This is a genomic window from Flavobacterium sp. LM4, assembly GCF_002017935.1.
GTDB lineage: Bacteria > Bacteroidota > Bacteroidia > Flavobacteriales > Flavobacteriaceae > Flavobacterium > Flavobacterium chungangense.
The window spans coordinates 240,957-254,339 of sequence record NZ_MUFW01000003.1 but is presented as its reverse complement, the minus strand read 5'-3'; the positions used below and the strand labels follow the sequence as shown (position 1 = coordinate 254,339).

Sequence of the window (13,383 nt, the reverse complement as noted above, 5' to 3'; positions counted from 1 at the left end):
CAGATGGTTTTATTTTAAGTTTCTATGTAATTTTCATTGGCAAACTCACTAATTATAAAATCAACATTTGCTTTATAAGATTTAGAAAACGGCAGTTTGATAGTCGTTTTTTTTATATAACATAAAGAGTTTCCAGTATGTATTCTCGAAATATAATTCCTGTTTACTATATAACTGTTGTGTATTCTGATAAAAGGATTTGACAAAACGGTTTCAAAATGTTTCAAAGTCTTAAAAGCGGTAATCATCTCACCGTTTTTCAAATGAATATCTGTTGAATTATTATCGGCCTGAAAGTAACATATTTCACTTGAATCTATGTAACGATGATCTCCATATGATTTTACACACAGAATGAAAGATTTCCGATTTTTATTAATCTGAATACCCTCAACATCTTGTTTTTCTTTTGGTTTTAATTTCTGAACCAAAAGCACTTCATCTTCATTAGACAATTTATTTAATTTATGAATCAATTTTACAAAATCTATAGCCGCCAGGGGTTTTAGGAAATAATCATTTACTTCATATTGTATACAATCAAACGCCAACTCCTTGCTTTTTGTTGTAACAATAATTTTAGGCAGTTCTTTCAGATACATTAATAATCCATTAATTAAATTCAAAGCAAGCCCACTGGCCTTATCTTTGGGGTCAATTTCTAAAAAAACCAAATCTGGCATATGTTTTAATACCAGGTTCAATCCATCTGTGTAGTTATTAGCAGAGGCTATAAAATTTAACTCTGAAAACTCCTTTGCAATTGCCTTTGTTTTTTCAACACTGTCCGGGTCATCATCTAAAATAATGTAGGTGTAATTCATTTTTGGATTAATTTTGGGGTTAATCAATTAATTTGCGGGGATTTTTTTCAAAATAAAACATCTAAAGTTATAAAAAATATCTAAACCCATATCTTCATTTGCAAAAAAAACAGCCTAAAGTAGGGTATAAAAAAATCCCAAACTCTTAATTTAGAATTTGGGATTTAATATATTGAAATTGAAAAAATTACATTTTCATTAACCAATTTTTCATTGAAACTTCGTTTTCAATAATTGATTTTAAATCAGCTATCGCAACACGGTCCTGCTTCATAGTATCTCTATGACGGATGGTTACCGTTTGATCTTCGATAGTCTGATGATCTACAGTGATACAAAATGGAGTTCCAAGAGCATCCTGTCTTCTGTAACGACGGCCAACTGCATCTTTTTCATCATAAGAAACATTGAAATCCCATTTTAAATCATCAATGATTTTTTTGGAAATTTCAGGCAATCCGTCTCTTTTAATCAAGGGTAAAACAGCTGCTTTTGTTGGCGCCAGAACTGCCGGTAATTTCAACACCGTTCTTGTTGATCCATCTTCTAAAACTTCTTCCTGCAACGATGTTGCAAAAACAGCCAGAAACATACGATCAAGACCTACAGAGGTTTCAACCACGTATGGCACGTAGTTTTCATTCAGTTCAGGATCAAAATATTGTAGTTTTCTACCTGAGTATTGTTCGTGTGCTTTTAAATCAAAATCGGTACGGGAATGAATTCCTTCCAGTTCTTTGAATCCGAATGGGAAGTTAAACTCAATATCGGCAGCTGCATTTGCGTAATGCGCTAATTTTTCGTGATCGTGAAAACGGTAATTTTCTTTTCCTAATCCTAAAGACAAATGCCAGTTTAAACGGGTTGTTTTCCAGTGTTCATACCATTGCATTTCTTCACCCGGACGTACAAAAAACTGCATTTCCATTTGTTCAAATTCACGCATACGGAAAATGAATTGTCTTGCAACTATTTCATTTCTAAATGCCTTACCGGTTTGGGCAATTCCAAAAGGAACTTTCATACGTCCAGACTTCTGAACATTTAAAAAGTTAACGAAAATACCCTGTGCCGTTTCCGGACGCAAATATAAATCCATTGCAGAATCTGCAGAAGCTCCAAGTTTTGTTCCGAACATTAAATTGAACTGCTTTACATCTGTCCAGTTTCTTGATCCGGTTTCAGGATCAGCAATTTCAAGTTCATCAATCAGCGCTTTTACATCCTGAAGATCTTCGCTCATACCTTTTGCAAGCCTTGCTAAAATTTCTTTCTTTTTTGAAAGATATTCAACAACACGTGCATTTGTACTAACAAATTCTTCTTCATTAAAAGCGTCTCCAAATCGGGCTCTTGCTTTTTCGATTTCTTTTTGAGCTTTCTGATTTAACTTTTCAGCATAATCTTCTACTAAAACATCAGCTCTGTATCTTTTCTTTGAATCTTTATTATCAATTAACGGATCGTTGAAAGCATCAACGTGGCCTGAAGCTTTCCAGGTTGTTGGATGCATCAATATTGCAGCATCTAATCCTACAATATTTTCATTCATCTGAACCATTGATTTCCACCAATATTCACGGATATTCTTTTTTAACTCGACTCCATTTTGTGCATAGTCATACACTGCACTTAATCCGTCGTATACTTCGCTTGACGGAAAAATAAATCCGTACTCCTTTGCGTGCGAAACCACATTCTTAAATAAATCTTCTTGTTTTGCCATAATGATGCAAAAATATAAAAAGTAGGTTTAAAAAAAAGAAAATCAACTAAGATTGAAACCTTTATTTGAAGTTTTTTATTAATAAATACATTTTTTGGCGAATATAAATGAAATTATTCCACTTGTTACACGAATATTACTTCTTTTCAAAGTTAATTATTATTAAAAGGCTTTATCTTTTTTATTCAAATCATCATACAATATACCCAGATATTTGTGCGCGAATGAGTTTTTGACTCGTCCTTGTTACTTCATTTAAATACGCTCTACCAGAATACATTTCTCGCTGGTAACTTAATCGACAGCTAATGATTTAAATTCAGTACTGTAATTCGTTTTTTTATAATTCTAAGATATTTATTTTTATTTAAGTAGCCTTAAAATTTATCTTCCGGTAAAAGCAGTACTCCAAGAATCTCTTAATTTCAATCTGATATTGACTTATTTTAAAGTGCTAAAAATTATAACTCTAACAACTCACTGGGAAACAAATGATTAGATAAAAACTTATGAAATTATGTTTTTTTTTAACAAAAATATTTCCACCCATTTTGATGTTATTAGACTTTTACTTACAAATTACATCGTGTAATTATTGAATAACCAATTAATTTAAAAACTATGAAGAAAATTATTTCTATTTTTATTTTAGGTATGCTTTTATCCTGTACAAGTGACGGAGAGCAATCTAACAAATCCGCAGAGGCTGAAGCTATCAGGCTTATGAAAGTTCCTGACAAAAGCACTTTAAGTCTTTCTCAGGTGAAAAAAATTGTGAAATATCTGGATGAAAAACCTGAAGATTCCAAATATTTGAAGGGGGAAGATATTTCGAAAAAGGAGCCGGTAGTAAATTCTAAAAATAGTGCTAAAACGGCTGACTACACAATGAGCGATTATATGCAAATTGCGCCATTTCCAACAAACAGTGCTGATTTTGGCGCAAGTGTAGAATTATCAGATTGGCAGACCAGCGTTACAAGAGTGAAGTTCCAATGGACGATGCTATACAACATTAATGGATTGTTTAGTGTGTATTCGCTTGAAAACTTTGAAGTTTATAATCTTGGTCCAAGTACACAATATCTTACGTTGTACAGCATAAAAAGTGTATATCACGGCTTTAGTTATATGAGCGGTAATTCAGGACCTCTGAGCTGGACAGAAACCAACCATAATGTAGTAGCAGGCAGTGAGGGTGCCTATTTTTTTGTAAACGGACGCATAAGCATACCGAACGGATCATCATTTCAATATGGTACAAACAAATACGTGAATGTAAGCATGATGATAAATACTAATGGTGCATATACAAATTACTAATACTATGAAATTATTTTCTTGCTCTATCGTGTCAGTTATTCTCCTAGTACTTTTTTTTGTAAATCGCCGTAGCGGAGAAAAGACAAAAGGTGTATATGTGATCTCTCTTGTAAGCCAAGGAGCTCAATCTTTCACATTTCCCGACGACAGCATTTTTGTTGACAAGGAATTGGCTGTTGAAAAAATAATGAGATTAGATGAATTTATTGTTGATGATAAAAGTGATGTAAAAGAATCTGTTGACACATATTATTTTATTGACTTCAAAAAAAGACAATATAAGGATATTGGAAAGAATCTAGAAAAAGATCCTAAAAATATTCCATGGATACAGCTTGCAAAGAAAGAATTAGGATTTAATTTTCACAATAAATGGCTTGAAAATGAAAATTATAAAATGAAAGACACCATTTACAATGGGGAAAATATCAAAAAAGTTATATCTAATAGTAAAAACGGCGAGAGGTATGAGATATTTCTACGCCAAAATGTGACAGAGAATAAACCGTTGGTCTTGTTTGCCGGGATTGAAGACAAGTTTAAAGCAGAAGTCATCAAAATGATAATAACTTATCCTGAGAATAAAGGATCTTTTATTTATACAAAAAAATTTATACCACTTAAAAGCCACGAAATATTAAGCGCAATGAATAAGTTTCAATGATCTAAAAAAACATTGTCATTCAAAAGGCTTTTAAACAATTCATGAAACTAAAATAAATTAAAAAGGTGAACAAAATTATTCACCTTTTTAACAGTGTTTCAGCGTTAGTGATATGAGATTTTACATTTCTAACATGTCAGATAGAGTAAATATTAGTGTAAAATAATTTAAGGATAAGCAGTATTGCTCATCTTTTTTGAAATATTAAGAATATCTAATCCCAAAGCGACTCGGAAAACTTTGATATTTTTATTAGTGAAATACGTTGAAGAACCTTTTAAATTATAAATTTCAAACTTAAAATCTTTCATCTACCCCCAAGACAAATATGATAGGTCTTAATACTATAACATTTGATCCGAAATAGAATTCTATTGCAATTCGTACATTTAAAAAAAAACAATTACCCCAAAATCTGGAAATTCCTCCTATAAATATTTTTCATATAAATTTTGACTTGAAATAAGTTTTTAGATACGTTCTTATAAAATAAAAATCGACACTGTCCTAAAAAGTGTGTAAGTTTAAAAATAACGGGGTTTGGCTTTTTAATTAAAGTTGAACCCTTTTTTCAAATATAGTTAAGAACTGATTAAGTATTAATCCCCAATTATGGATTGGCATTGTCCATTTTTTAGTAGCTTCTCTTAAAGCCAAATATACCGATTTTAAAACAGCTTCGTCCGTGGGGAAAGACAATTTATTTTTAGTGTATTTTCTAATCTTTCCATTAAGATTTTCAATCAAATTTGTTGTGTAAATGATTTTTCTAATTTCTAACGGAAAGTCAAAAAAGATAGTGAGTTCTTCCCAGTTTTCCTGCCAAGATTTGACGGCATAAGGATATTTCTGATTCCACTTAGATGCAAAATCTTCAAGAGCAGCTTTAGCTGAATCTTTTGTTGGAGCATCATAAATTTGCTTCATATCTTTGGAAAATTCTTTTTTATCTTTCCAGACTACATAACGAGCTGAGTTGCGTATTTGATGTACTACACAGATTTGAGTTTGTGATTCTGGAAATACATTTTTGATAGTTTGAGTAAAGCCATTTAAGTTGTCAGTAGCTGTAATTAATATATCTTCAACACCTCTGGCTTTTAAATCTGTTAAAACTCCTAACCAAAAACTGGCACTTTCATTCTTACCCAGCCACATTCCTAAAACTTCTTTCTTGCCTTCTCTGTTCAGACCAACAGCCAGATAAATAGTTTTGTTAATCACTTTTGAGTTCTCTCGAACTTTAAAGACAATTCCATCCATCCAAACTATTAAATAAACAGCATCTAAAGGACGATTTTGCCAGGCTATAATATCATTAGAAACCGATTCAGTGATTCTTGAAATAGTAGATGTAGAAACATCAAAATTATAAACTTCTTTAATCTGTTCTTCAATATCACTAACGCTCATCCCTTTGGCATAAAGAGAAACAATTACATTCTCTAAACCATCAATCATACTATGACGTTTTGGAACGATAAGAGGATTAAATGAAGCTTCCCTATCTCTGGGAATTTGAATCTGAGACTCACCAAATGAAGTTTTTATTTTCTTATTGGAAAAACCATTTCGAGAATTGGATGAACTAGATTTTTCATGTTTGTCATAACCTAAATGAGAATCTAATTCACCATTAAGAATGGCTTCTAATCCTCTTTTTTGAAGTTCTGCAAGAAAACCATTTAGGTCTTCACCTGTTTTGAATTGTTTTAAAAATTCAGCGGATAATAAATCTTCTTTTTTCATAAGACTGTGTAAAATTTAAAATTAAACAAAAAAATAATGAGGTATTAAACCCCATTATTTTTTACTTACACAGTTAGTGAGACACTACCTAAAAAATCATTTCTTGTAAAAATATTTTGATTAAAACTAATATTTTAATTATATTTATTCAAAAGGCAATAGTATTTTATCGCTATAATAATACTCTGACTTTAAATGATAGTATTCCTGTTTTTTAACTAAATCATTCAACAGTGCTTAATTACCTTATTAATCTTTTTTTCCCTAAAGTTTGTGCAGGATGTCATTCTCTTTTAATGACTAATGAAATCGTTTTGTGTACTAACTGCCGCCATGAAATGCCTCTTACACAATATTATTTGGACCCTAATAATGAAGCGGTCAAGAAATTTTATGGTAAAATTGAAATAGAACATGCATCCGCTTTTTTATATTTTAACAAAAAGGGAATGGTTCAGGAACTGATACATAATTTGAAATACAAAGGAAATGAAGAAATTGGAACAGTTCTGGGAAACTGGTATGTTGAAGACTTAAAAAACATACAACTCAAAACTCCTTTTAGTGCTGTAATACCAGTCCCTTTACATCAAAAGAAATTCAGAGAACGGGGTTACAATCAGGTAACCACTTTTGGAAATGCTTTGGCTAAAGGGCTGAATATAGGCTATGATGATACCATTTTGTTTCGCAAAAAATATTCTAAAACACAATCCAAAAAAAATCTACTGGGCCGGTCAGAAGGGATAGAAAATGTATTTGATGTAAATTATTCAGAACAAAATCGCAACAAGCATTTTTTACTCGTTGACGATGTTCTTACTACAGGTGCTACACTTGAAGCCTGCTCAAGAGCTTTGCTCAAAATTCCGGGAGTAAAAATTAGTATTGTTTGTATGGCGATGGCAAATTCGTAAATTTTTAGTTTACGATTATCTTTTTAACAATTTTTTTATCTCCATTTGTTACTGTCACCAAATATAACCCTGCTACCGTATTTTGCAATTGAATATTTTGGTAAAAATAAGTTGTTTTATCAAACGTTTTATTATAAACTTTTTTACCCAATATGTTATGAACAGTTACATCTACGACCTTAGTAGAGTCACAATCAAATTCAATCGTAAAATTACCCTGGTTTGGATTAGGATATAATGCAAAATCTGTCTTTTCAAATTCAGATGTGTCTAAAGTAAATGTTTGTGTGCAAATATTTACTGATGCTGAATTTATAGTTCCGAAACTTCCTGAAACAGCATCACGAACTTTGAAAATCCAGGTCCCCTGTGGATTCTGCCCATTAAAAACACTTAATGATTCAGCCGGTAAAACAATCTGACTCGTTGTTTGAGAACAATCTAAACTAGCTCCGGAATCATCATATCCAAGTATTAAAGTTGAATTAGTGGAAGCACATTCTTTATCAAACAATTTCACAACTGTGCCTTGTGGATTCTCTATTTGAATTTCTAAATCTGAAAAGCGGGCATGTGTTACGTTTATTGCAACATTTACATCTGAAACTATTCCTGATGAAGCTGGTACTACTACTGCTTTTGTTGTAAAAGTTGTCCCAAAAGGAATATTAAAAGAAGAAGTGGCAAAATTATAAGAAGTGCAAGTCGTAGCCGATGTATAACCTACTGCGAAGGGAGTTGTATTTATTGCATAATAAATATTACCCGTTGGCTCAATTAAAATTCTGCAATTTGTAGCGGTAATATCTGATGGAACAGTAATTGTCTGCGAACCATCATTTGGAGTATTAGCTGCCAAAACAATTGGATAAGTCAATCCTCCATCAATAGACAATTTAATATTTACATTTGCAGAGCCTGACAACGTATTAGTACTGTTAACATTCCAAGTGACAGGCTGAAAAGAACCTTTTTGCCATCCAATATCACTTGTATTTTGGGATGTTACTGCAAATGGCCCAATCGTTGGGTTAACTGTAACAATCATATTATCTGTATAAGTCTGAGGTGGTGCTAAAGCAGCATTATCCCTTCCTGTTAAAGAAAAATTCAGATTTCTTCCTACAGATGAAACCGACTCCCATGTTGTAGTTAATTTATTTTGAAGAACTGTACTTAAACTCGGCATATATCGAACGGCTGAGCTGGTTGGCGGAAGAGAACGAAACAATGGCCCATCTGTTTTTGTTGGTTTGGCAATACTATTATCTCCGGATGCTGTCGTAGCACTGTCATTTTGTTCCCAACAATAAGTAACGCTATCGCCCTCAGGATCAGAACCTGTTCCGGTTAAAATAAACGGTGTACTCAATGGAATCGTGTAATCTTGTCCGGCAGCTATAATTGGAGGATTATTATTAATTACAGGTGTACTTATGGGACATGTCTTGGTAGCAAGATTATCCTGGATTTGCAGGATACTGGCATAGGCGAAATAGTCATCAGAACTACTTTGAACATCATAATCCTCAGTAACTCCGGCATACGCCATAATGGTAGAGCCGCTGCCTGGCTCAACATTTGTCCCCGTTCCTTCAATTGAGTAAGAAAAAGTATGGGTTGCCCCTAACTGATGTCCCATTTCATGCGCTACATAATCGATATCAAATGTATCTCCTTGTGGAATTGCATTTGAAGGAGATGAAAAAGCACTCCCTTTTGCATTTTCATCAGTCAATGAAACAGGATCCTGGCACACACAGCCAATACATCCGGCATCTCCTCCACCGCCTGAACGTCCAAATAAATGCCCAATATCATAATTATTGCTTCCAATAACATTTGTTAATGTCTTTTGAACCTCAACGTTCCAAGCTCCATTAGCACCTGCTGCAGCTGGAGAATAAGGGTCTGATGAATCGATATAAATAACATCTTCATTATTCGCTATTATCATTAATTTTACAGCCAAATCATTATTAAAAACCGCATTAACCCTTGTCATAGTGGCATTCATCCCGGCTAATGCCCCGGCTTTTGTGCCTCCATAAAAAGCAGCATACTCCCATGTACATGATAGTGCCAGCCGAAGGGTTTTGAATACTTTATTATTAGAGGCTGTTTTTGCAGTTTTTACAGAAATGCGGTTGGTATTTCCTTCTTTTGTTTTACAAATAAGCGATTTTGAAGTATCCTTATTTTTTGATGTAAACAAAACATATTCTGATTTATTTTCTGGATTTTGCTCTATAAATTCAGATGCCTTGTCTGGTCGAAGTACCATTGTCTGAACTCCTATTGGCGACACACTAAAATGGATTTTTGCTGTTTTATCATCTAATCCGGCTCCTTCGTAAGCTCTTATATCTGGATATTTTGCCTGCAATACAGGATCAAAATTAGAAGACTCCCAAACCATAAAGCGTTCTAAAACACCATCTGCATTTGGGATAGTGATCTCAGAATTTGCATTTTTTGAAGATTTATTCGTAGTGGTTTCTAGCTTTTGTGACAGAAAGCTTATGTTGAGTTTATAATATAATTTATTCTGATAAGAAGTATTATCTGTTTTTTTAGCTGAAAGCGAATTAACTTTCTCCCAAAGCATATTTGTCTGAGCGTGAATAGTAATACTACAAAAAAGAAACAGCAAACAAGATAGTTGTTTTTTCATAATCAAAAAGTTATTAAAGAAATCAAAATTAAATTAATTAAGTCAGAATCTTATCTATTATCGACAGATATTTATTTTACATCGACAAAGTGGGCCTTTTTCACAAAACAAGCCAAATCAATTCAAAAAATCAATTCAGGTTATTATCAGATTTCAAATAGATAGTATAAATTTGCAGCATCTTAAATAATTTGTTTTGAAGCTCTTTCATTCTATAACCGATTTCCACTCGACCAAGAAAACAATTTTAACTCTTGGCACTTTTGATGGTGTACACATTGGCCATAAAAAAATTCTGGAAAGAATTACTCAAAACACTGAAAACGGAAAATATGAAAGTCTTGTCCTGACTTTTTTCCCGCATCCCAGAATGGTTTTACAGGAAAAATCAGAAATAAAACTTTTAAATACTATTTCTGAAAAATCGAGACTTCTAAAAGAAACAGAAATCGAAAATCTTGTAATTCACCCTTTTGACGAAGGTTTTTCGAGATTAACTGCTGAAGAATTTGTAAGCACAATTTTAGTAGATCAATTTCATATTCAAAAAATAATCATCGGTTATGATCATCGTTTTGGACGAAACAGAACCGCTAATATTGACAATTTAATTGCTTTTGGAGCTCAGTACGGTTTTGAGGTGGAACAAATTTCTGCTCAGGAAATTCAGGATGTTTCGGTAAGTTCAACCAAAATCAGAAAAGCATTACTGGATGGCAATATGGCTCTCGCCAATGAATATTTGGGATACACCTATTTTTTAACCGGAGAAGTGGTAAAAGGAAAACAATTAGGAAGAACGATTGGTTTCCCAACGGCAAACATTCAAATTGAAGAAGATTACAAGCTGATTCCAAAAAATGGTGTTTATGTTGTAAAGACTGTTATTAATCAAAAAGAAGTTTTCGGAATGATGAATATTGGTTTCAATCCAACTGTAAACGGGCAAAAACAAACAATCGAGGTAAATCTTTTTGATTTCGATGCTGCTATTTATGGAGAAAAGCTTCAAATTTCATTGTTAAAATATCTTCGCGAAGAACAAAAATTTGGCTCGGTTGATTTGTTGAAAGAGCAATTGAATCTCGACAAAAAAACTGCCTTGGAATTTGTAGAAAATTTATAGCCTGTTTTTTCAAATAGTTAAATATAAATCAAGAACATTTAAAGCCTCTTTTACAACCATTCATAAATTACTCTGCTAAATACAGAAAACTCAAAAAAATACTTTTCGTTATTTTTAAGTCATCGTATTTATATTTTTAGTAAATTTAATACACTTTACTGTCTATCAAATATTTACTATTAACTTCTTTAAAAATAACCACCATGAAATTACCTAAAGAAATAACCAATGGGGCTTTAATATTCCTCGGAATAGGCATTTATTTTTTACTCATGAATGTTTTGGGCTTAGCAGATTTATTTTATTTACGTACTCTAAATGTATTTTTTATCTTTTATGGCGTAAACAGAACCATGCAAATGAACCTTCACGAAGGAGAAACTAATTTTGTATCCAATGCTGTTTCGGCTATGGCAACCTCTGTGGTTGGAGTATCGATGAGCGTTTTTGGATTACTGGTTTACAGTTATGCACGAGGCGGAGACGCTTATGTAGAAACTTTATCACAAACTTTTATGTTTGGAGGAAACCCTTCGGTACCTACTTATTGTATTTGTTTATTGTTTGAAGGACTGGCATCTTCTGTAATTGTTACTTTGATGATGATGTTATACTGGAATAACAAATACATAGCCGATTAATTTTTGAAAATAAAAGGAGCCATTAAGCACTCTAAAATCATAAAAAAGTACAATTCTATGATTTTAGGGTGTTTCTTTTTTGAAAATAACTGTCAAATATTCATTTACAGAAATCAGCATTGGTTGATTAGAACAATTTAACTACTTTTGAAGCTTCAAAAACAATGTAGCAATGAGCATTACAAAACACAACTGGACCAAAGACGAAATAATCGCCATATATAATAAACCTATGATGGACTTGCTGTATGAAGCAGCAACCATTCACAGACAAAAACATGATCCGAACGTAGTTCAGGTATCAACATTACTATCTATCAAAACCGGAGGATGTCCTGAGGACTGTGGTTATTGCCCACAGGCTGCCCGTTACAATACAGGCGTTGAAGGAAATGATTTAATGAGTGTAAGTCAGGTAAAAGCTCAGGCTTTGCGTGCGAAATCAAGCGGATCATCGCGTGTTTGTATGGGAGCTGCCTGGAGAAATGTAAAAGACGGTGAAGAATTCGATCAGGTTTTAGAAATGGTTCGTACCATCAACAAACTGGATATGGAGGTTTGCTGTACTTTGGGTATGATTACCGAAAATCAGGCGCAGCGTCTGGCAGAAGCAGGATTATATGCTTACAATCACAATTTAGATACTTCTGAAGATTATTATAAAGATGTTATTTCTACGCGTGCTTTTGAAGACCGTTTAAATACTATCGAAAATGTTCGTAAAACCAATGTTACGGTTTGCAGCGGTGGAATTATCGGAATGGGAGAAAGCATCGAAGACAGGGCCGGAATGCTTGTTGCCCTTTCTACTTTAAACCCACAACCGGAATCTGTGCCAATTAATGCTTTGGTTGCTGTAGAAGGAACTCCTATGGAAGATGAAAAACCGGTTGAAATCTGGGAGATGATTCGTATGGTAGCCACTACCAGAATCGTAATGCCGGAAACACAGGTACGTTTATCAGCAGGAAGAACCAATATGAGCCGTGAAGGACAGGCAATGTGCTTTTTTGCCGGTGCAAATTCTATTTTTGCAGGAGACAAATTACTTACCACGCCAAATCCTGATGTACATGAAGACATGAAAATGTTTGAGTTATTGGGGTTAAATCCGCAAAAACCTTTTACAAAAGTATCACAGCCTAAAACGGTTGAGGCAGCAGATTCTCAATTTGCTCCGTTAGGTGAAAAACCAAAATGGTCAAGACCAGGGCATACAATTGAAAGAAACGTTGAAGCTTCGGGAAAACTAAAAGTTTAAGACTTCTTCTAATCCATAAAAAAATGCTTTTGACAAGAGTCAAAAGCATTTTTTTATTTTAATCATTTGAAATCGTTTCTCTTAGTTTATTTCCGAGTTTTTCAAATTCTTTAACCGCATTTCCGGAACTTAATTCTTTGTCAACATGCATTTTTAAACTGCCTTTTTTAAAAGTGACGCTATAGACAATTTCATCTGCATCCATTTTTTTCCAAATCAAAACTTCTCCTTTAGAAATCAAGTATTTCTCATCCAGGTGATCCATTAGTATTCTTTTTACTTTATCATTTTTATCAGAACCAAAAGAGGCTTTAAAACTATAAGATGAATCTGAATTCTGAACCGATACTGATGAACTGGAACTCGTAGTTTTTGTTTCTGATTTTTTTATTTTTGGAGGACTTGGCACTGTCGGTTTACTTTGGCAATTGGCTAAAAAACTAATAGCCATAAATATAAGTACTATAATAATTTTCAT

11 protein-coding genes are annotated in these 13,383 nt (G+C 33.1%); 6 read left to right on the top strand and 5 right to left on the bottom strand.

The window, feature by feature from the left end; translation table 11 throughout:
• Nucleotides 1-14: 14 nt before the first annotated feature.
• Both BXU10_RS18470 and BXU10_RS18465 read right to left on the bottom strand, forming a co-directional pair.
• On the bottom strand, nucleotides 15-824 hold the full coding sequence (locus tag BXU10_RS18470) for a LytTR family DNA-binding domain-containing protein (RefSeq protein ID WP_078229257.1): 810 nt from the start codon (nucleotides 822-824) through the stop codon (nucleotides 15-17).
• A 187-nt stretch (nucleotides 825-1,011) separates the two neighbouring features.
• Nucleotides 1,012-2,550 (bottom strand): glycine--tRNA ligase, encoded by a 1,539-nt coding sequence (locus BXU10_RS18465; RefSeq protein WP_078229022.1) that lies wholly within the window; start codon nucleotides 2,548-2,550, stop codon nucleotides 1,012-1,014.
• A gap of 621 nt (nucleotides 2,551-3,171) precedes the next feature.
• Here BXU10_RS18465 and BXU10_RS18460 point away from each other — a divergent pair.
• Together BXU10_RS18460 and BXU10_RS18455 are read left to right on the top strand one after the other, a co-directional pair.
• The gene (locus BXU10_RS18460) at nucleotides 3,172-3,873 is read left to right on the top strand and encodes a hypothetical protein (protein ID WP_078229021.1); all 702 of its coding nucleotides are present in this window, start codon (nucleotides 3,172-3,174) and stop codon (nucleotides 3,871-3,873) included.
• Between the two features lie 4 nt (nucleotides 3,874-3,877).
• Nucleotides 3,878-4,537 carry a hypothetical protein gene (locus BXU10_RS18455; protein ID WP_123922049.1) on the top strand — a complete coding sequence of 220 codons (660 nt, stop codon included), beginning with the start codon at nucleotides 3,878-3,880 and terminating at the stop codon, nucleotides 4,535-4,537.
• 552 nt (nucleotides 4,538-5,089) lie between these two features.
• On the opposite strand, the gene BXU10_RS18450 is transcribed toward BXU10_RS18455, so the two are convergent.
• Nucleotides 5,090-6,286, bottom strand: coding sequence for an IS256 family transposase (locus BXU10_RS18450; protein WP_078225708.1), 1,197 nt, complete (start codon nucleotides 6,284-6,286; stop codon nucleotides 5,090-5,092).
• A gap of 233 nt (nucleotides 6,287-6,519) precedes the next feature.
• On the opposite strand from BXU10_RS18450, the gene BXU10_RS18445 reads away from it, so the two are divergent.
• On the top strand, nucleotides 6,520-7,203 hold the full coding sequence (locus BXU10_RS18445) for a ComF family protein (RefSeq protein WP_223255508.1): 684 nt from the start codon (nucleotides 6,520-6,522) through the stop codon (nucleotides 7,201-7,203).
• A 4-nt stretch (nucleotides 7,204-7,207) separates the two neighbouring features.
• Here BXU10_RS18445 and BXU10_RS18440 read toward each other — a convergent pair whose 3' ends face one another.
• The gene (locus BXU10_RS18440; protein WP_078229018.1) at nucleotides 7,208-9,877 is read right to left on the bottom strand and encodes a reprolysin-like metallopeptidase; all 2,670 of its coding nucleotides are present in this window, start codon (nucleotides 9,875-9,877) and stop codon (nucleotides 7,208-7,210) included.
• Between the two features lie 196 nt (nucleotides 9,878-10,073).
• Here BXU10_RS18440 and BXU10_RS18435 point away from each other — a divergent pair, with 196 nt between their 5' ends.
• The 3 genes from BXU10_RS18435 to bioB all read left to right on the top strand — a co-directional run bounded on the left by BXU10_RS18435 (nucleotide 10,074) and on the right by bioB (nucleotide 12,905).
• Nucleotides 10,074-11,003 (top strand): bifunctional riboflavin kinase/FAD synthetase, encoded by a 930-nt coding sequence (locus BXU10_RS18435; RefSeq protein ID WP_078229017.1) that lies wholly within the window; start codon nucleotides 10,074-10,076, stop codon nucleotides 11,001-11,003.
• A 203-nt stretch (nucleotides 11,004-11,206) separates the two neighbouring features.
• Nucleotides 11,207-11,644 (top strand): hypothetical protein, encoded by a 438-nt coding sequence (locus BXU10_RS18430; protein ID WP_078229016.1) that lies wholly within the window; start codon nucleotides 11,207-11,209, stop codon nucleotides 11,642-11,644.
• Nucleotides 11,645-11,816: 172 nt separating this feature from the next.
• Nucleotides 11,817-12,905, top strand: a complete 1,089-nt coding sequence (gene bioB, locus BXU10_RS18425) for a biotin synthase BioB (RefSeq protein ID WP_078229015.1) — start codon at nucleotides 11,817-11,819, stop codon at nucleotides 12,903-12,905.
• Nucleotides 12,906-12,963: 58 nt separating this feature from the next.
• On the opposite strand, the gene BXU10_RS18420 is transcribed toward bioB, so the two are convergent.
• Complete coding sequence (locus BXU10_RS18420) at nucleotides 12,964-13,383, bottom strand: hypothetical protein (RefSeq protein ID WP_078229014.1); 420 nt, start codon at nucleotides 13,381-13,383, stop codon at nucleotides 12,964-12,966.